This window comes from Acinetobacter sp. ANC5681, assembly GCF_023488045.1.
Classification (GTDB): Bacteria; Pseudomonadota; Gammaproteobacteria; order Pseudomonadales; family Moraxellaceae; genus Acinetobacter.
Genome location: NZ_JAMFKZ010000005.1, coordinates 138,070 through 158,787 on the forward strand (window position 1 = coordinate 138,070; position 20,718 = coordinate 158,787).

Consider the following 20,718-nt stretch of genomic DNA (forward strand, 5'->3'; position numbering starts at 1 on the left):
TGATGAATTAAATAAAATGACTTAGAATTTGTAGTTAAAGGTTAAGGCAGCAGAACGTGGCTGACCAAGTACGAAACGACTACCGCCATTATTTAAAGCACTAATGTAGTCTTTATCAGCTAAGTTATAGACATTTAGATTCACAGAAGCATTCTTGTTCAAGCTATACCCCGCCATTGCATCAAAGACAACATAAGATGGAACTTTAGGCATATTTGCTGGCGCTGTACTGTCTGTGATCACACGTTTTTGTTCATCAACATAACGTGCACCTAGGGCTAACTTAAAACCTGCAATATCATAGGTTGTCCATAATGAAGCAGTCCAATCTGGAGACCAACGTACCGAATCAGTGACAGTTTTTTCACCTGTCGTAGTATTGAAACTTTGTTGATTTTTTTGCTTAGTTTTCATATGAGCAACGCCCGCAGAAATATTCCAAGCATATGTAATTTGACCAACGACTCCAAGTTCTACGCCTTGAACACGTGTTTTGCCTTCTTGAATAGACTCTTTCGTAATTGGATCTTGGGTAAACTGGTTTTCATTCTCAGTATGATAAATCGCACTAGTTAATGCTAATTTATTCTTTAATACATCCCATTTTCCACCTACTTCATAGTGATTAGTTTTTTGTGGTTTAGCTGCTGAACTATTAGCTCCTGTGTCCGATAAGCTAAAGTTTGCACTTCCTGGCGGAGTCAATGATTTAGCGTAAGACACATAAAGGCTGCTATTTTTGGTTGGTTTGAATAAACTACCTAATTTCCAGCTCACCAAAGTATCGTGTGCTTTGAGATGAGTGGGAGTTTTCGTAATCGCAAGGGTGGTTGCATTCGTTGCAACAGCTAAAGCCTCATAATCGGTATGATAGTAATCAAGGCGTACGCCACCATTAAACTGTAAACGATTATCTAATAGTTTTACCGTATCAAATAAATAAGCTGCGGCTGTTTTGGTTTCACCATCACTATATGCACCTGTATAAACCAATTCAGGCATTACATCATCATGGTTAGGATTATAGAGATTCGCAGCAGGCGTTGTAGGAGCTTTTGTTCCTGGTTTTTGGGTAGATAAAGTACGAGAGATTTGTTGTTCCTGCAAAAATTCTAAGCCAGCAACTAAATCATGTTCAACAGCACCCGTTTTAAAATTAATATTCAAATTTGATGTATTCGCAAGGATTTTATTTTCTTGATCTACGCCTTGATGGGAACGAGAAATTGCCCATGTATCTCTATTATTAGGGTCAAATGACCCATAGTTAAATTTGTAACTATAGCTATTATCTGGATTAACGGTAACTGTAGCTGATGGAGCATTAATTGCATTAATTCCAGTTAATGCTCTTTTCATGCTGGTTTTACCTAATCTAGAGATATTGGTAAATTTGATATTTTCACTAAAATCACTTTCGATTTTAGCCGAAATCATATCCGAGCTAATATCTTCATAGTCATTTACGCTTCCATAAAAGTTACTACGATCAACTTCAGGCGCATTTTGTAAAGCTTTATTCACTTTTTGCATATCAGCAGAGTTATTAATAGCTTCACGGATTTGATCTCTTAACGCAAGATTTTTATCGTTTGCGTAGCTAGAGGTGTATCCATAAAAGCCTTTCATACCTATAGTTGGAATACCACCATCAGGAATATTATTCTGACGAATATGTTGAGAATACAAATACAGACGAGTATCGCTGTCTAATCCGAATGCAATCGATGGTGCAATTGCCCAACCGTTATTTTCTATAACATCTCGACCTTCTACACCACCATCTTGTCCCATTACGTTTAAACGGATTGCGGTACTTTCGCTAATTGCCTGATTAATATCAGCCGTTAAACGCGCATTTTCTGCTGTGTTATAACGTGCAGAGACTTCACGGCTATTTTCAGTTTTAGGTAATTTAGTGATTAAATTGATATAACCAGAAGCAGAGCCACGACCAGCTTCAGCACCTGAAGGACCTTTAACAACTTCAATTTGCTCTAAGTTAAATACATCACGACTTACAGCACCAAGATCACGAATTCCATCTACATAAGTCGAAGTTTGAGTCGAAAAACCACGCATTTGGAAAGTATCGCCTGCACTGGTATTTCCATTTTCACCCATTTGTAGGGTAATCCCAGGAGTATTTCGCAATGCCTCCACTAAAGAAGCAGCCCCTTGCTCTTGTAAAATTTCTTTTTTAATTATTTGAATCGTTTGAGGTGTGTCTACTAAAGGTTGTGTGTACTTTGGGGAACTAACGGTATTGGCTTTATAGATCTCTTGTGCTGTCACTTCAATGGTTGGAAGTTGAGTCACTTTTTCTTCTTTAGTTGTCGCATGACTGGCTAAAGGTAGACTTGCTGCAAGTGCAACTAACGGTGTTGTAGCAATATGTTTACGGCTTTTGATTTTTGCCATGAGAGAACCCCCGAAATTAAACAGATGAATGACAGAGCTTTTGATCTTTTTAAACTTCTACAAAAATGTAGTAAAAGTGAGTAGATTGTTAAGCTATGTAATATTTTGTGAGAAGTCTAATGATAATTATTATTATTATCAATTGTGATTTTGGCTGTATAATGAATTGTATAGGCTTAAGCTTATGATATTTATAATTTAATTTTATAATTGGTATTATACTTGTTTTTGATAATGAGAATCAGTATTAACGATTGATTTGTTTTAATGCTATGTTTTTTATACTTAAATGATTATTTTAAAATTGTTAGTTTGATTTTTTAGGTTGAGAATTTAAATGTTGTTTTTCTGGCAAATTAGGAAAAATAGGGAATTTTGATCATCTGATTTTGTATATCTAGAAAGTTGTCATATAATGTGGCACTTTTAAAAATGTTACTACTAACTATATATCGAGGAAGCCATGCAAGTAACGACTGAAGCGGTTTCGGGCGTTGCCCGTCGTTTAAATGTTTCTGTACCGACGAGCCGTGTTAACGAGCAATTTGAAGCTCGCTTAAAACGCACTGCCAAAACTGTGAAGATCAACGGCTTCCGTCCAGGTAAAGTGCCTTTAAATGTTGTTCGCCGTGAATATGGTGCGAGCATTTATCAAGAAGTTGTGAATGACATCATTCGTGACACAGTATTCGAAGCAATTCAACAAGAAAAAATCAATGCGGTCGGCATGCCGAACATTGAAAAAGTTGAAAACAAAGATGATGCTTTAGTTTTTGAAGCGACTGTAGAAGTTTATCCAGAAGTAGAAGTGAAAGCTTTTGCTGACTTAGAAGTTGAACGTAAATCATCAGAAATCAACGATGCTGATGTTGATGTAATGATTGAAAACTTGCAAAAACAACGTGCTTCTTGGACTGAAACTAAAGGCATGGCGAAAAAAGACATGCAAGTGACTTTCGATTTTGAAGGTACAGTTGATGGCGAGAAGTTTGAAGGCGGTGCTGCTGAAGACTTTAAACTTGTTCTTGGTTCTGGTCGTATGATTCCTGGTTTTGAAGATGGCATCATCGGGATGAAGAAAGGCGAAGAGAAAGTGATTGATGTTACTTTCCCTGAAGATTACCAAGCTGAAAACTTAGCGGGTAAAGCAGCTCAATTCAAAATCACTGTGAAGCTTGTTGAAAAACAAAAACTTCCAGAGATTGATGCTGAATTCTTAAAAATCTTTGGTTTAACTGAAGAAGAAGGCGTAGATAAGTTAAAAGCTGACGTTCGTAAAAACATGGAACGTGAAGTTCGCAACGGTCTTCGTAACCAAGTTAAACAAGCTGCATTTGATGCACTTGTCGCTGCAAACGAAATTGAAGTCCCAGCTTCTATGGTTACTCAGGAAATTGACCGTCAACGTCAACAAATGATTCAACAGTTCACTCAACAGTTTGGTGCTCAAGGTGCAGGTGCATTTGATAGCAGCATGCTTCCAGATGAGTTGTTCAAAGAACAAGCTGAAAAATCAGTGAAGCTTGGTGTATTGGTTAGCAAAGTATTGGCTGATGCTAAACTTGAAGTTGATCAAGCACGTGTTGAAGCTTACATCGATGACATGGCTTCTTCTTATGAAGATCCAACAGAAGTGGTTGAATACTTCAAAAATGACAAACAACAACGTGCTCAAATCGAAGCAGTTGTGCTAGAAGACCAAGTTGTTGATCACATCTTGGCTGCTGCTAAAGTAAATGATGTGGCTGTAAGCTACGAAGACTTATTAAAAGAACAACAAGCTCGTCGTGGCTAATCTTTTAAAAGTTCAGAAGAAAGGCGCTTAATGCGCCTTTTTTTATCCGTGTTATGAAAGTGTTAATTTATCGAAAAATTGCCAGCTTTTAGTCTAAATAGTCGAATATTTAGGGTTGAACCTTTTGCAATTTCGGCGATTATCCCTCATATTGTTGGCATGATCGAGTCACAATAATTTAGGAATAAATAAACATATGTATGTTCCAACAATTGAAAATGCTTTAGTTCCTGTAGTCGTTGAGCAGTCATCACGTGGTGAGCGTTCATTTGATATTTTTTCACGTTTGTTACGTGAGCGTGTGATCTTCTTGACTGGTGAAGTGGAAGATAACATGGCGAATCTTATCGTTGCGCAGATGTTGTTTCTGGAAGCTGAGAATCCAGAGAAAGATATCCATCTTTATATCAACTCACCGGGAGGTTCAGTAACTGCTGGTATGGCAATTTATGACACTATGCAGTTTATTAAGCCAGATGTTGTTACATATTGCATGGGACAAGCGGCTTCAATGGGTGCATTCTTATTGAATGCGGGTGCTAAAGGAAAACGTTACTGTCTTGAAAATGCACGCGTGATGATTCACCAACCACTCGGTGGTTTCCGTGGTCAAGCGTCTGATATCGAAATTCATGCACGTGAAATTCTTTATATCAAAGAGCGTCTAAACCGTCTGATGGCTGAGCATAGTGGTCAAGATTATGAAAGAATTGCACGTGACACAGATCGTGACAATTTTATGACTGCACAAGCAGCTAAAGAATATGGTTTAGTTGACCAAGTATTAAGCAAACGTCCCTAGTTTTTAAGATTTAAGTTGTGGAGTAAATATGTCCGAACATCCTCAAGGACAAAAGCATTGTTCATTTTGTGGTAAGACACAATCTGAAGTTGGAAAATTGATTGCAGGTGAGGACGCATATATTTGTAATGAGTGTGTGGATGTCTGCTTAGATTTAGTGCAAACCAGTCAACAAGTTGAAGCAGGTGACTGGGCGACTAAAGCTTTGCCTAAACCACATGAGATACGTGCTGCGTTGGACCAATATGTCATTGGACAAGATGTTGCAAAGAAAACACTATCTGTTGCGGTCTATAATCATTATAAGCGTTTGAAAGTTGGTCAGTCGCATCATGCACATCAAGATATTGAGATTGCGAAAAGTAATATCTTGTTGATTGGGCCAACAGGTTCAGGTAAGACCTTGCTTGCGCAAACACTTGCACGCTTATTGGATGTTCCTTTTGCCATGGCAGATGCAACGACACTCACAGAAGCGGGTTATGTGGGTGAAGATGTTGAAAATATCGTACAAAAGTTATTGCAGAAAGCGGACTACGATGTAGAAAAAGCGCAGAAAGGTATTATCTATATTGATGAGATTGATAAGATTACCCGTAAATCGGAGAATCCATCAATTACTCGTGACGTATCGGGTGAAGGTGTACAACAAGCATTATTGAAAATGATTGAAGGCACCGTTGCTTCTATTCCGCCACAAGGTGGTCGTAAGCATCCGCAACAAGAATTCATTCAAATTGATACCTCAAATATTTTATTTATTTGTGGTGGTGCATTCTCTGGTTTAGAGAAAATTGTACAACAACGTCAAGAGAAAGGCGGTATTGGATTCACGGCTGATGTGAAGAATAAGGACGACAGTAAAAAAGTCTCTGAGTTGTTCCGTCAAGTCGAAGCAACTGATTTAGTCAAATTTGGTTTGATTCCTGAGTTTATTGGTCGTTTGCCTGTGATTGCAACTTTAGAAGAACTGGATGAAGAAGCATTAATGCAAATTCTGACAGAGCCTAAAAATGCATTAACTCGCCAATATCAGTATCTTTTCACGATGGAAAATGTTGATCTTGTCTTTGATGAATCTGCATTGCGTGCTGTAGCGAAGAAAGCACTTGAACGAAATACGGGTGCGCGTGGCTTACGTTCAATTTTAGAAAACGTTTTGCTAGAAACTATGTATGATTTACCAAGTCGTAGTGATGTGGGGACGGTTATTGTGGATGAAGCTGTGATTAATGGTACAGCTAAGCCAACATTTAAAGCTGAACGTTTACCACAAGTGACAACACCTGAATTAGTTGAAAAGAAAGATTTGAAAGTTATTGATTCAAAATCTGCTTAATTCTCATTCATCTAAAAAGCATGAAAGCTTAGACTTTTCATGCTTTTTTTATTTGCAATTAATTAATGAGGTGTTAATCTTAAAAATTGGAAAATCCGCATAGTTTTGCGCTGTTAAAAATAAATCCAAGAAAACGCCTTGAGGGATATCATGCGTTATTTAATATTGTCATTATGTTGTGCAGGGGTATTGGCTGGTTGTCAAAGTCATAAGACAGTTGAAGAAAATACGACAACACTCACAGCAACTTTACCTCCAGTAGATACAACAAAAGAGCCAGGTCTGCTTGATCAGTATCATGTGGGAGGTTTTACTGTGGGTGGATGGGTCAATCAAAAATTAGGTCAATTTTACACACCGATCAAACCACAAAATGAACAAGCCGCGGTGGTTTATTTGTATCGTCCAGATACACGTTGGAATCGTCAAGAAATTGCAGCAGCAAACTTATTTATTAATGGGCATCGAATCCCAAGCCTATTGCATAATCACTATTATTGGGTGGAACTACCAGCAGGTACTTATCGTTTGAGTGTGAGCCGCCCATTGGCTGGTATGCATTTCCAAAAACCAAAGTATTTAGATTTTACAGTTGATGCATCACAAACTTATTTTATTAAATATGATGAAGAAAATAAGATTTCTCGCAGCGAACATACGGGACCATTTATGATCATGCCCGATAAAGTCGCACATCAGGAAATTGCCTTTACCCGCCTAAAATCATCAAGCTATAACTTTGTGGCACAAGATGCCTCAGGTAAAATTCGGTCTAAGCCTCAAGAGTTAAAGCCAGCTAAGTATGATGAAAAATCTGAGGTCTTATTGGTTAAGCCATTTAAACTTTGGAATCCATTGACGTGGTAGTCAATATTGAGCAGCGTTTATTCATCTTGAATTAAGGGTTTGATGATGCTTAAAAGCTGCTCTTTGAGTTTTAAATTTTGCTCAGGATTATTTAAGGTCTTTTGATTTAAATTATTCATGTATTGAAAAACATTGCTGCTAATTGTTAAATTTTTTGGTTGATTGATTTTCCTTCTGGCGTTCGCAAAAATTTTAAATAAGCTTGTACTTCCTCTTCACTCAGTGTTTCTGTATAAATTTGCTCAATTGCTTGTAATGTTTCAGGCCGCATAAACATTTTTGAACTTGTGTCTTTTAATAATTGACTGAGTTCTACAAGTGCTAGATGTTCTTGATTGGTTGTCAGTCTCTCTTTACCCAAAATTTTTAAAAGCATACTTTCGGCTTTAGAGTCTAATGCAGGCTGCATCTCATCTAGAGACGAATGTAAAAGGTTTTCTAAATCACTGAGTTTAATTAGTTCTTTTACAGATTTTTTTTGAGCAGGACTGGCAAATGTATTTTCTGTTGCCATTACACAGCAAATACTCATTATTAGGATCGATATTGTTTTATTCATCTTGTTATCCTTATTGTTTTTTATAATTTAACAGAAGCTTTAAATAAAAAAATAGCCGAATGCAGTGATTCGGCTATTTTTTTGATGAGCGGATTATTGTGCCGCAGCATCTACAACTGGAATTTTACCAATTTTTGCTTGCCAGATTTTTGGCGCAGTTGCGTGGATAGACGTACCATTCACATCAACGGCAACAGAAACAGGCATATCTTCAACCACAAATTTGTAGATTGCTTCCATACCTAGGTCAGCAAATGCAACAACTTCAGCCTCACGAACTGCTTTAGACACGAGGTAAGCAGCACCACCCACAGCCATCAAGTAAGTTGCTTGATTGTCTTTGATCGCTTCAATTGCAGCAGGACCACGGTCTGCTTTACCAATCATACCGAACAAGCCAGTTGCTTCTAAGACTTGACGCGTAAATTTATCCATACGCGTTGCAGTTGTAGGACCAGCAGGACCAACGACTTCATCACGAACAGGATCAACAGGACCAACGTAGTAAATGAATTTACCTTTTAAGTCGACTGGAAGTTCTTCACCATTATTTAACATGTCGACCATGCGCTTATGTGCAGCATCACGACCTGTATAAATTGTACCGTTAAGAAGTAAAGTATCGCCTGGTTTCCAAGAATTCATTTCTTCTTGTGTAATGGTATCAAGATTCACACGTTTTGATTGAGATGAATCCCAAGTTACAGCAGGGTAGTCTTCAAGTTTAGGTGCTTGGATGTGTGCTACACCTGTACCATCTAACTGGAAGTGTGCGTGGCGTGTGGCAGCACAGTTCGGAATCATACCCACTGGTTTACCCGCAGCGTGACATGGGTAATCCTTGATTTTAATATCAAGAACAGTCGTCAAACCACCAAGACCTTGAGCACCAATACCCAGTGCATTTACTTTTTCGAAGATCTCGATACGGAGTTCTTCCATCTTGCTTTGTGGACCACGACGAAGTAATTCGTCCATGTTGATTTCTTCCATGAGTGCTTCTTTTGCAAGCATCATGGCTTTTTCAGCAGTACCACCGATACCAATACCGAGCATACCTGGTGGACACCAGCCTGCACCCATCGTTGGTACAGTTTTAAGTACCCAATCTACGATTGAATCAGATGGGTTTAGCATCGCAAGTTTAGATTTATTTTCTGAACCGCCACCTTTAGCCGCAACGGTAATATCAACTTTATTACCAGGTACGAGTTTGTAGTGGATGACAGCAGGTGTATTGTCTTTGGTGTTTTTACGACCAAAAGCTGGATCAGCAAGCACTGAAGCACGAAGTACGTTTGAGTTTTCTAAGTAACCTTGGCGTACACCTTCGTTCACTGCATCGTCTAAGCTCATGGTTAAATCAAATTTAACATCTAAGCCGACTTCAAGGAAAACGTTGACGATCCCTGTATCTTGACAGATTGGTCGATGACCTTCAGCACACATACGTGAGTTGATGAGGATTTGAGCAATTGCATCTTTTGCAGCCTTGTTTTCTTCACGGTCATAGGCACGGCTCATCGCTTGGATGAAGTCCTGTGGGTGATAGTAGGAAATAAACTGCAGGGCATCCTTGATTGATGTAATCAAGTCATCTTGTTTGATGATCGTTGTCATATCAAATTTCTCTTGAGCGGGCGATTAGCTGGCGGGCTAAATTATATGACAAAAAGTTATCATTGTGGGAGTTTTAGCGCACATTTGGCTAAAGGTCTAAATAGGCAGGAGACGTGTTGAAATTTTTAGTTTTGCTTATGTGTGGCTGGCCGCATGGAAAAACAAGTCTAATAAAAAACCATCTACTTTTTATCTGGTAGATGGTTTTTTATAATATCAAGATCGTGATTTAATCCTGTTGCGCTGCCTGAATCGCCGTTAAGGCAATAGTAAACACAATATCATCAACCAAAGCACCGCGAGACAAATCATTTACGGGCTTGTTTAAGCCTTGTAGCATTGGACCGACACTGACCACATTCGCTGCACGTTGTACTGCTTTATAGGTGGTGTTACCAGTATTGAGATCAGGGAAAATAAACACATTGGCACGACCCGCAACTTTAGATTCAGGTGCTTTTTGACGTCCAACGCTTTCAACTGAAGCCGCATCGTATTGTAGAGGCCCATCAATCAGTAAATCAGGACGACGTTGTTGGGCGATTTTGGTTGCTTCAGCCACTTTTTCAACATCGGCACCTGCACCTGACGTACCTGTTGAATAACTAATCATGGCAATACGCGGATCAAGACCAAAGGCTTTAGCAGAGTCTGCAGATTGAATCGCAATTTCAGCAAGCTGTTCAGCATTTGGATCTGGATTAATTGCACAATCGCCGTAGACATAAACTTCATCAGGCAACAACATAAAGAAGATTGATGAAACTAATGAGTAGTTCGGGGCTGTTTTAATCAATTGAAATGCAGGTCGAACGGTATTGGCAGTGGTATGAATTGCGCCAGATACTAAGCCATCGACTTGATCAAGTGCTAACATCATTGTACCAAGGACTACAGTATCTTGTAGCTGTGCTTTTGCTTGTAATGCATCTAGCTTACCTTTGCGCAATTCAACCATAGGTTCAATATATTGGTCACGAATACTATCGGGATCAATAATTTGCAGATCAGCTGGAAGCAGAATACCACGCGCTTTAGCAACTTCAGCAACAGCTTCAGGTTTTGCTAATAAAATACATTCAGCAATACCACGTGATTGGCAAATCGCTGCGGCTTGTACAGTACGAGGTTCATCACCTTCAGGTAGTACAATGCGTTTTTTCGCAGCAATCGATTTTTGTACCAGCTCGTAGCGGAATGCAGATGGAGATAATCGTGGATTCAGGTTGTTCTGGGTATGTTGATCGAGCCAACTATTATCAAGATGGCTTGAAACAAAACGCGTCACTTGTTCAGCACGTTCAATATCATCTACAGGAATTTCATTGCCAAAATGATATAGGCGTTGTGCTGTTTCTAATGTGTCTAGCGAAGTGTGTAAAATCGGTAGGCCTTGTTTAATAGCACCTTGGCAGAATTCCAAAATATTCGCGGCTGGAGCTGCTTGTTCAGCTAAAACCAAACCCGCTAAAGGAATTCCATTACTGCTTGCGAGACTTGCTGCAAGTAGAGCATCTGTACGTTGAGATGCGCTAATGATGAGTTCGCCAGCAACAAATTTATGTAATTCGGCTTCAATATCAGATGCGATTAAACTGGTATGTAAAATACGGCGTTGTTTTGCTTCACCTTCATTTAACCACGTACCATTCACAACAGTGGCAATATCTAAGCTACGCGGTACGCTTAGAATATTACTGAATGGTACTAAACCAATGATAGGTAATTCACTTGTGCCAATAAAACGATTGTAACGTTGTAATTGTATTGAAAATTCAGCAATTTGCTTATCTAAACGCAAACTTGGATCAAGTGTGACAGGAATTGCTGCTGTACTTTCAGGAAGACCTTTGGTTCGCATAAATAAAATGCCTGTGGTGCGCGGTGATGCAGCACCTCCGAATTGACGCAAATGTGCATCAACTTTTTCAGCTGTTTTACGTGGGTCAGCTAAATCTGCTGTGCTGACCAAAACGACTTGGGCATCGAGTGCTTGTGCAAGTGCGGCATTAATTTCACTGGCAAAGTGATCTTGTCCATTGGGTACAAGACCTTCGACAATAATCACATCGTGATTGGCTGAGATTTTACGATGCAGTGCAACAGCTTCTTCGAGTAGCTCATCTGTTTCGCCTAAACCAAGAAGCTGGGTGAGCTTTTCATAAGCAATCGGTTCAACAGATTGATGTTGAAATAAATGACGATAAAGTGTTGCAGTACGATCAACGGTTGAATCTGCTAATTGAGAAAATGGTTTAAGAAAACCAGCATTAATCCCTTTACAGTCTAAAGCGTAGATCATTCCTAAACAGGCAGATGTAAGACCAACCCCTTCACCTGTTGGAATCAGTAAAATCGTATTCATAAGAACCTTAAAATTTATCTAAATTTTGTGAATTAAGCGAGCTGTTCAATGACTTGACGCGTTTCTTTCGCAATGCGTCCTTCTTCGTCTGTAGGTACAACCCAAATTTGTGGACCTGTGCCATTATCGATTCGACCTTCAGTGCCGCGTGCTAAGGTATTATTTTTTTCTGCACTAAATTGCAAACCAAAGTGTGGTAGATAAGCCAAGGTTTTTTCACGAACATAAGCTGAGTTTTCACCGATTCCACCCGTGAAAACTAAACCATCTAAACGCGGTAAACCACAGCTCAAAGCAGATAATGATTTTGCTAAACGATAGCAGAATACTTCAATCGCCAGTGTTGCTCCTTCATGACCATTACCCGAAGCTTCAACTAAAGTGCGCATGTCGTTTGACAGACCAGATAAGCCAAGCAAGCCACTTTCTTTATTCAACATACTGTCAATTTTCTGGATACTCCAGCCTAAATTACTTGCAAGGAATAAATGTAGGCTTGGGTCAACATCACCACTACGTGTACCCATCACTACACCTTCTAATGGAGTCATGCCCATAGAAGTATCAAGACTTTGACCATTCCAAACCGCACAAGTTGAACTACCATTGCCTAAGTGAGCACTGAGCCAGCCCCCTTGATTTTTTGCACCTGCGAGTTCACTTGCACGTTCAGTCACATAAGCGTGGCTTGTTCCATGAAAACCATAGCGACGGACATGGTGTTCAGTATATAAATTTTGTGGTAGAGCATAACGATACGCGTGTTCAGGCATGGTTTGATGGAATGCAGTGTCAAATACAGCAACCTGAGGTAATTCAGGGAACAAACGCATGGTTGCTTCAATCCCAATCAAATGTGCAGGATTGTGCAAAGGTGCAAGTGGTGTTGCAGCTTCGATGCGGCTTACAATTTCAGGTGTTAATAGTTCTGCTTTGGTTAAATTGCCACCATGAACAACACGATGACCGATCGCTTGTGGATTGTAGTTCGCTAAACGTGCAAGAAGAGTTTCAAGTGCTTTGGCGTGATCTGCATGTGGAATCGAAAGTTCAAGTGGTTCACCACCAATTGTAACGCCTTTGATCCGCGCTTCAGCAGAACCTAAGTTTTCTGCTAATCCATAAATACGATCTTCACGGCGTTCTGAGATAAGCGCGTATTTGATTGAAGATGAACCACAGTTAATTACAAGTACAGATTTAGCCACGTTTGAACACCTAACAAATTTTGAATTTTATGACGAACACTTTTGATCTTGCTGCAACGTGTCGAGCAGAGCAATCACGTGCAATGTTTTAACATGGGTTGTCATATTGGCGAAGATAGACTTTAGCCTATACAACTGATTTATAATTGAATCTAATGATTATAGAGTGTAAATACAAACTTCTTAGGATGAATCTGTTTATTTTGATCAGTGTTTTTGTATGAAAATATGCAAAAACACGATAAAGATCAAATAAATGAGCTTTACCGTGCAGCGTTTTACTTGGATCTAAATGCCTTATTGGCGTATTTGACCATCACCAAATACGATCCATTTCTGAGAGGTTAGACCTTCCAGACCAACTGGACCGCGTGCATGAATTTTGTCTGTTGAAATTCCTATTTCTGCACCGAGGCCATATTCAAAGCCATCAGCAAAGCGGGTTGAAGCATTGATCATCACTGAACTTGAATCAACTCGTGCGAGAAACTCACGTGCTAGACTAAAGTTTTCAGTAATAATCGCATCGGTATGATGAGAACCATATTTATTAATATGTTCGATTGCTTCATCCATACCTGTAACGACTTTGATTGCAAGAATAGGACCTAAATATTCAGTGTACCAATCTTCTTCGGTGGCTGTTTTAACAGACTCACCTAAGATACGTTGTGTTTCCGCACAACCTCTTAGTTCAACTTGTTTATCTGCATATAGTTCAGCAATACTTGGTAGGAAATCTTCTGCAATTTCTTCATCAACAAGTAATGTTTCCATCGCATTACATACGCCATAACGATGTGTTTTAGAGTTGAGCGCAATTGGTAATGCTTTTTGTAAATCTGCTTGTGCTTCAACAAAAACATGGCAATTGCCATCTAAATGCTTGATCACAGGAATACGTGCTTCATTCGTTACACGTTCAATCAAGCTTTTACCGCCACGAGGAACAATGACGTCTACAAATTCAGTCATTGTGATTAAATGACCTACTGCTGCGCGGTCAGGTGTGTCAATCACTTGAACAGCATGTTCAGGTAAGCCAGCAATTTGTAAACCATGCTGAATTGCGATTGCAATTGCTTTATTCGATTCAATTGCTTCTGAACCACCGCGTAGAATAATGGCATTTCCTGACTTTAGTGCTAATGATGCGGCTTCAAGGGTAACATTCGGTCTCGATTCGTAGATCATACCGATTACACCTAAAGGAACCCGCATTTTACCCAGTTGAATACCTGATGGACGGTAAGCTAAATCCGTAATTTCGCCGATTGGGTCAACAAGTGCAATAACATCTTTTAACCCTTGTAGCATGCCTTTAAAGCGAGCAGGAGTGAGTTCAAGACGATCAAGGAGGGCAGAATCTAATTGACGTTGGTGACCATTTTGCATATCAATTTGATTGGCTGCCAAAATTTGTGCTTGATTATTTTCTAAAGCAGTATAAATTGCAGACAGAGCATGGTTCTTTAGATGCGTTGATGCGCTCATTAAGATACGAGACGCTTTACGTGCCTGAGTACCAACCTGTTGCATATAGTTTTGAATAGAATCTTGCATAGCATTTTGACGATTGCATATATTTATAATGATAGTAACAGTCAAATGCTGAACAATGAATAGGCTGAACTGATAATTCAAAAAATTATAGATTGTAAATTTTGAGTAGCTCTTTTGATTTAAAATTGAATTTACAAGCTGATTACATATTTTGAAAAATATTATTGATCTAAACAAGATAAGTGGTTAAGGAAATGATTGCGTATAAATCATGCATTTGTATAGAATGAAAAATGTATAGGATAAATGTAATACAAATTTTATAAATTTGTTAACTTGTAACTAGAACTCACTAAAAATGAGACTAATTACAGCAAAAAAATAAACAAGGATGGAGGAAGGATATGAATTCCATAATCCAAATGGACTCGGATTTAAATCATACCTACACAGGGTTTGGTTTTTTCGACATATACAATAAAAACAGTTTTAAACAACCAGCGCGTACTACATGGATAGATGGTTGGAAAATTGAATATATGGCAATTGCAGATCCTAAGACGATCTACAACACGCCAATTGTAATTGTCGGGGGCGCATTTCAAAATTTTAACTCTTATAAGTATTGTGTTGAGCAACTCTTTGAGAGTGGTCCTGTCATATTGATTGATTTACCATCAATGGGCGCAAATCAGCAGATTCGAAATGTGGATACAGGCGAGTCAGCTGGAATTCTTGAATTACCAGATTTATCAAAAATGTTGGGTCAATGGCTTGATATTGTTGGGATTGATAAAGTTTCTGTCATGGGTATGTCGTTGGGTTCAGTTGTTGCATCTTCATTTGCACACCAACGTCCTGAACTGATTGATCGTATGGTCTTGATGGGTGTGATGCAAAAAACCCGTAAAAGCTGGCGTATGTTGCTCGAGGAATCTTTACACTTGATGCGTGAAGATCGTATGGAGGAGTTTGGGCAAGCAGTTATTTTGTATCTTGTGAATCATGCCAAGCTTGATAAAACGCGGATGTCTCCAACGGCAAAACGTTTATTCTTTAGACAGATGGCGGAGTTTACTGCAACTGAACGTGAGCGTTACGAGATTAATTGCAATCGACTACTCCGTTTAAGCAATGTACCTGTTGCGCAGTGTAAAACTCTCGTTGCAGCAGGGCAGTACGATAGCTTTACTTTGCCACATGAAAATGCTGATTTTGCTTTGCAATGTAATAATATGGAATTTGCATTAATTGCCAATGCAGACCATGTTCCACAATTACAACGCCGCAAAGAAACGATGACGCTTTTTACTACGTTTTTAAAGGGAGAATCCATCGACAATCTTGATGGTATTATTCCAATGAACCGCGAACAGATGAAAAACATTGAGCGTCGTGGTGAAGAACGTATTCGTGTTTTAAAACCAGACACTAAATTATCACATCGACATTCAGATACCGAAGTAGCAGTAAAGATTGTAGATATTACGTTCTTTGGCGTGTACTTAAAACTTGATCATTTGGATCAGCTTGATTTTGTTAGCCAGCATCCACGAGATTTAGCCTTACATTTAGCTGATGAAGAAGGTGAGTTTAAAATAGAATGTTTAACATTTGAGGCAACTGAACAAGGTTTACGTATCTTGTTTAAACACGGTAGTTTCGACGTTGCGGATCGTTTATCTCGTTTTATTGAGCGTCAGAAACAAATTTAATTATTTTTTAATAGAATTTAAAAGAGAAGTGTTTTGAATTCACTTCTCTTTTTTTTGATTTTTATTTATTGGTCGCTTGAATCATCCAAACAAGATCACCGAGATGCTGTTCCTTGTTTTCTAAATGTGTTTGTTCAAAGAATTCTTTAGGTTGAAGCACTTCAACTTGCTTAAAACCAGCTTCATGAAAAAAATTCTCTACCTCTGCTGGTGTCTTAAAGTGGAAGCTAAAAGCGCTGCGTGACATTAATTTCAATAAACGACTACTATTCCAGATAATGGTTGCTAATTTATTTTGAGTGGGTTCTGGATAAAGATCGGTTAAATAATGAAGTTCTTTGAAGTCGCGGCCATAGATCGCAATTGCTTGAATAAGTTGCTGAAGTAACGGCTTTTCAAAGTAGTTAATTAAGCCTTCACTAATAATCACCAAAGGTCGTTTAGGGTCAAAGACTTTAAATACGTTTGCAAATGCTTCTGTAAATAAATCAACGGATAGGACATCATCAACATGTGGTTCAATTTGTTGTAATGCTGCTTGTTTTGTTGCGGCCATATCAGGTAAGTCAAGTTCACGATAACAAATGTCTGGGTGATGCTGTCTAAACCACCAACCTCGTGGCGATAAGCCACATGCAATTTCAAGTACTTGTAGGTTTGGATATTGCTGAATCAATTGCTCTAAATGCGTATCAAGCATGGTATGGCGTTGTTTCAAGGTTGTTCGCATACTTCCACCAACATACTTTTCTGCCCAACTTTCAATCGGATGGACTAAGGCTGCTAGTGTTTTTCCTTTAGTTGTCGCTAATGCAGGATGGGAAATGCCCATTTGATACCAAATATAGCCGGTATAGTGTGCAGTAAAAGAAATATGGCGGTGTTTCGAAAGTTGTTGTGTCATCTGTCCTAGACTCAATTTTTTTCATTTTATTCTGTTCCCATGCACAACCCATTTGCGCGAGGAAATTGACCTATTCATTTTTAAATAGATCAATTGGAGATGGTGTGTTAAATCATCTTTTGCTTATTAGCAAGTTAAAACGAATTCTTAAAGTCTTCAATGACTTTTTTTGCGTTCTGCCAACTTTCATCTAAATTTAGTGTCGAGCCTACTTGGATGTTTGGAATTTTACCGCGCATACGCTCTAGACGTTGTTGATTTGGTAAAGCCAATTTTTGAATGCCATCTAAAGCTGTACATGCTGCTGTTCGATCATTGCACACTAATCCCATATCACAACCCGCATTTAATGCCGCTTGAATACGTGCATCAGCACCACCAGCAACACATGCAGCTTGCATACTGAGATCATCAGAGAACAAAACGCCGTCAAATTTAAGTTGCTGACGTAAAATATTTTGTAGCCAGAACGGAGAGAAGCCTGCTGGGTTTGGATCGACTTGATCATAAATCACATGCGCTGGCATCAGTGCATCAAGTTGAGGCATCAACTTGATAAAACTTTGCATGTCTTTGTCGTAAATTTCTTGATATGAGCGACTATCAATCGCCGCAGCGACATGTGAATCAGCTTTTACAGAACCATGTCCAGGGAAATGTTTTCCAGTTGTCGCCATGCCTGCTTGTTTCATTCCACGCATAAAGGCATCAGCCAGTGGAACGATGTCTTGCATATTTTTAGCAAAGCTTCGATCACCAATCACATCACTAATATCATTGAGATCTAAGACTGGAGCAAAACTAAAGTCGATACCTACAGCGAGAACTTCAGTTGCCATTAACCAACCACACTGTTGGGCTAACTCAATTGCTTGTTCGGGATGATGTACATAATGTTCACCAAGTCGCCCCATTGCAGGTAACAAGGTGAAGCCTTGTCTTAAACGTTGAACACGCCCACCTTCTTGATCGACAGCAATCAGAATATCTGGACGGATTTGGCGCATATGATCAGTTAAAGCACGAACTTGTTGAGGAGACTCAATATTTCGTGCAAATAAAATCATGCCACCGACTTGCGGAGCTTGTAATAGTTCAATATCTTCTTGAGTAAGTTCTGTGCCAGCAACGTCTAGCATCAATGCGCCGATCATATAGATTCCATTTGAATTTTGATGTAAAAAAAGCGATAGCTAAATTGTGCAATGATTTGCTACATTTTGTCAGTACAGAATATGATAAAACTACATGATATTGATGATAAGTGCTTGTTGGTCATTTATTTATAATGATTAACCTGTACTACAGTTTGGTAAAAATATTGAATGAAATATGTTCATATTGATTGTACTAGCATGTAATAATTGCCATATCCAAGGAAGTACCAAAATTTTATGAAACTTCAAATGATAGCGTGTGCAGTTGCAATCGCGACTGGTGGTTTATTTTTTTCTCATACAATGAATGAGGCATTTGCGGCAACGGAAGCTCCTGTTGTTTCAACCGTGATCAAGCCATCACAAGAACAAGCATTGGTCGCACGTCAGTTGGCAACATTAGTTGATCGTCAGCATTATCTGAATATGCGTTTAGATGCTGCGACATCAAATCGTATTTTAGATATGTATTTGGACAGCTTAGATCCAGATCATTCATTATTTCTGAGCAGTGAAGTTTCAGAATATAAAAATAAATATGGTTCAAATTTTGGTAGCTCATTAAAAGCAGGAAACCTAACTGGACCTTTTGCGATTCATGCCCAATATCGTGAACGCTTGAAACAATTCTACGAATTTATGTTGGCTGAATTGAAGAAGCCACAAAATTTACAGCAAAAGGGTGTTTACCTTGATATTGATCGCGAAAAAGCGCCTTATTTTCAGACTTCTGCCGAGCAACAAGCACATTGGCAGAGAATGTTGGTGTCTCAGCTAATTAATTTAACGATTAGCAAAGAAGAAGAGCAAGCGAAGCAAAAGGCTTTGAAAGCTGATCCATCGCTTGCAAATGGTCAGGATTTAACTGGTCCAGAAGATTTAACACCAGTACAAACGCTGACAAAACGTTATACGCGCCAGCTTGAACGTATTGGTCGAGTAAAGAGTGATGATGTTTTAGATAAAACATTAAATGCAATGTTGGCAACTTACGATCCACATAGTAATTATTACCCTCCTATTGATGCGATGGAGTTAAATCGCCAGACCACATTGCAACTTGAAGGCATTGGGGTATCCATTCGCCCAGAACGAGGCAATGAAGATTACACCAAGATTGAAACCATTGTTGAAGGTGGGCCAGCGAGTAAATCTGGTCAAATCAAATCAGGAGATCGAATCATTGGCGTTGCCCAAGACGGCGAAAAAATGATTGATGTCATTGGTTGGTCGAGTTCAGAAATTGTTGGATTGATTCGTGGTAAGCGTGGAACTAAAGTAACGGTTCGCTTACTCGGTGCGGGTGCTTCCATGAGCCAAGCACGTAATGTGAGTTTAGTCCGAGATGTGATTCAGGAAGAGGATGCGGGTGTTCGCTCACGTACAGTTGAAATTACACGTGATGGGAAAAAACATCTTTTCGGTGTGATTGAAATTCCATCTTTCTATTTCGATTATCGTTCACGTCGAGCTGGTACAGAATATCGTTCAGTTTCAGAAGATACAGCAAAAGCATTTGAATCTCTCAAAGCACAGAAAGTAGAAGGTATTCTGGTTGATTTACGTAATGACCCAGGTGGTTCATTAGAAGAAGTTGCTCGTATGCTGGGTCAGGTGATTAAGTCTGGTCCAGTCGTACAAATTCGGGATGGCAATGGCAATGTGAATGTCTTTGAAGACACTGATGGCGGAGAGCAAATTTATGCTGGGCCAATGGCAGTGCTTGTTAACTTAGCCTCTGCATCTGCGAGTGAGATTTATTCTGCGGCAATCCAAGATTATGAGCGCGGTATTATTATAGGTAGTACCACGACAGGAAAAGGCACTGCTCAGGTTCAATTAGACTCCTTAGCACATGGTCAGGCAACGTTAACTCAACGCAAATTCTATCGTGTCACGGGTGGAAGTACGCAGAACAAAGGCGTGATTCCTGATATCAAACTTGTTGATATTTACAATGAAGAGTTTGGTGAGCGTAAAGCTAAAAATGCATTGAAATGGGATACCATTCCAACAGCTCCTTTCAAGCGCGAAGGTTCTGTGCAACCGTATATTGCTAAGCTTACCCAATCTTCTGAACAGCGGGTGAAAGCTGATTCACAATTTAATTATTTAGAAGCTCGAAAACTGATCGCACAAAAAAGTTCTGATCAGAAGAAAGTTGAGTTAGATATTGCTCAACGTCGAGCTGAGCTAATTGATTTAGAAAAGCAAACACTCAATGCTGAAAATCAGCGTCGTATAGCGACAGGTCAGGCACCTTATGCCAACTGGGAAAGCTATCAGGCTTCGATTGATGCATTAATTGAGTCACGTGCCAAAATGAAAGCTTATGCACGACCAGCATTGCCTGAAGAAGAAACCTTTATTACAGAAGCTGCAAATGTTTTGATTGACTACGCAAAATTACAAAGCCATTAAACTACAGTTATAGCAATATAAAAAAGCCCTTAAATTGAGGGC

13 protein-coding genes and 1 pseudogene are annotated in these 20,718 nt (G+C 39.2%); 6 read left to right on the forward strand and 8 right to left on the reverse strand.

Annotated features, from left to right (window positions below; genetic code table 11):
• Positions 1-21: 21 nt before the first annotated feature.
• A complete protein-coding gene (locus tag M5121_RS05215) occupies positions 22-2,421 on the reverse strand; it encodes a catecholate siderophore receptor Fiu (RefSeq protein ID WP_249570549.1) in 2,400 nt (799 codons plus the stop codon).
• A gap of 463 nt (positions 2,422-2,884) precedes the next feature.
• Between M5121_RS05215 and tig the strand changes: the two genes are divergently transcribed.
• The 4 genes from tig (at position 2,885) to M5121_RS05235 (ending at position 7,224) form a co-directional block, all read left to right on the forward strand.
• Positions 2,885-4,216, forward strand: a complete 1,332-nt coding sequence (gene tig, locus M5121_RS05220) for a trigger factor (protein WP_249570550.1) — start codon at positions 2,885-2,887, stop codon at positions 4,214-4,216.
• 196 nt (positions 4,217-4,412) lie between these two features.
• On the forward strand, positions 4,413-5,018 hold the full coding sequence (gene clpP, locus M5121_RS05225) for an ATP-dependent Clp endopeptidase proteolytic subunit ClpP (protein ID WP_004660445.1): 606 nt from the start codon (positions 4,413-4,415) through the stop codon (positions 5,016-5,018).
• A 28-nt stretch (positions 5,019-5,046) separates the two neighbouring features.
• Positions 5,047-6,357 carry an ATP-dependent Clp protease ATP-binding subunit ClpX gene (clpX, locus tag M5121_RS05230; RefSeq protein WP_004660446.1) on the forward strand — a complete coding sequence of 437 codons (1,311 nt, stop codon included), beginning with the start codon at positions 5,047-5,049 and terminating at the stop codon, positions 6,355-6,357.
• A 150-nt stretch (positions 6,358-6,507) separates the two neighbouring features.
• On the forward strand, positions 6,508-7,224 hold the full coding sequence (locus tag M5121_RS05235) for a DUF2846 domain-containing protein (RefSeq protein ID WP_005156180.1): 717 nt from the start codon (positions 6,508-6,510) through the stop codon (positions 7,222-7,224).
• Positions 7,225-7,241: 17 nt separating this feature from the next.
• Here the strand turns inward: M5121_RS05235 and M5121_RS05240 are convergent.
• From M5121_RS05240 to M5121_RS05260, 5 genes and pseudogenes are all read right to left on the reverse strand, one after another.
• Positions 7,242-7,783: pseudogene (locus tag M5121_RS05240) on the reverse strand (DUF2059 domain-containing protein).
• 93 nt (positions 7,784-7,876) lie between these two features.
• Positions 7,877-9,403 carry a fumarate hydratase gene (locus tag M5121_RS05245; protein ID WP_249570551.1) on the reverse strand — a complete coding sequence of 509 codons (1,527 nt, stop codon included), beginning with the start codon at positions 9,401-9,403 and terminating at the stop codon, positions 7,877-7,879.
• A gap of 229 nt (positions 9,404-9,632) precedes the next feature.
• Positions 9,633-11,768 (reverse strand): phosphate acetyltransferase, encoded by a 2,136-nt coding sequence (pta, locus tag M5121_RS05250; protein ID WP_249570552.1) that lies wholly within the window; start codon positions 11,766-11,768, stop codon positions 9,633-9,635.
• A gap of 32 nt (positions 11,769-11,800) precedes the next feature.
• Positions 11,801-12,976: an acetate/propionate family kinase gene (locus M5121_RS05255; protein WP_249570553.1), complete on the reverse strand. Its 1,176-nt coding sequence runs from the start codon at positions 12,974-12,976 to the stop codon at positions 11,801-11,803.
• Between the two features lie 297 nt (positions 12,977-13,273).
• Positions 13,274-14,539, reverse strand: coding sequence for a glutamate-5-semialdehyde dehydrogenase (locus M5121_RS05260; protein WP_005156167.1), 1,266 nt, complete (start codon positions 14,537-14,539; stop codon positions 13,274-13,276).
• Between the two features lie 344 nt (positions 14,540-14,883).
• Between M5121_RS05260 and M5121_RS05265 the strand changes: the two genes are divergently transcribed.
• Entirely contained in the window at positions 14,884-16,194 is a 1,311-nt protein-coding gene (locus M5121_RS05265) for an alpha/beta fold hydrolase (protein ID WP_249570554.1), read from the forward strand.
• A gap of 61 nt (positions 16,195-16,255) precedes the next feature.
• On the opposite strand, the gene M5121_RS05270 is transcribed toward M5121_RS05265, so the two are convergent.
• Together M5121_RS05270 and nagZ are read right to left on the reverse strand one after the other, a co-directional pair.
• Positions 16,256-17,098: a class I SAM-dependent methyltransferase gene (locus tag M5121_RS05270; protein ID WP_087536491.1), complete on the reverse strand. Its 843-nt coding sequence runs from the start codon at positions 17,096-17,098 to the stop codon at positions 16,256-16,258.
• A 134-nt stretch (positions 17,099-17,232) separates the two neighbouring features.
• Positions 17,233-18,252, reverse strand: coding sequence for a beta-N-acetylhexosaminidase (gene nagZ, locus M5121_RS05275; protein WP_249570555.1), 1,020 nt, complete (start codon positions 18,250-18,252; stop codon positions 17,233-17,235).
• A gap of 240 nt (positions 18,253-18,492) precedes the next feature.
• Between nagZ and M5121_RS05280 the strand changes: the two genes are divergently transcribed.
• Entirely contained in the window at positions 18,493-20,676 is a 2,184-nt protein-coding gene (locus M5121_RS05280) for a carboxy terminal-processing peptidase (RefSeq protein ID WP_087536493.1), read from the forward strand.
• Positions 20,677-20,718: the final 42 nt, after the last annotated feature.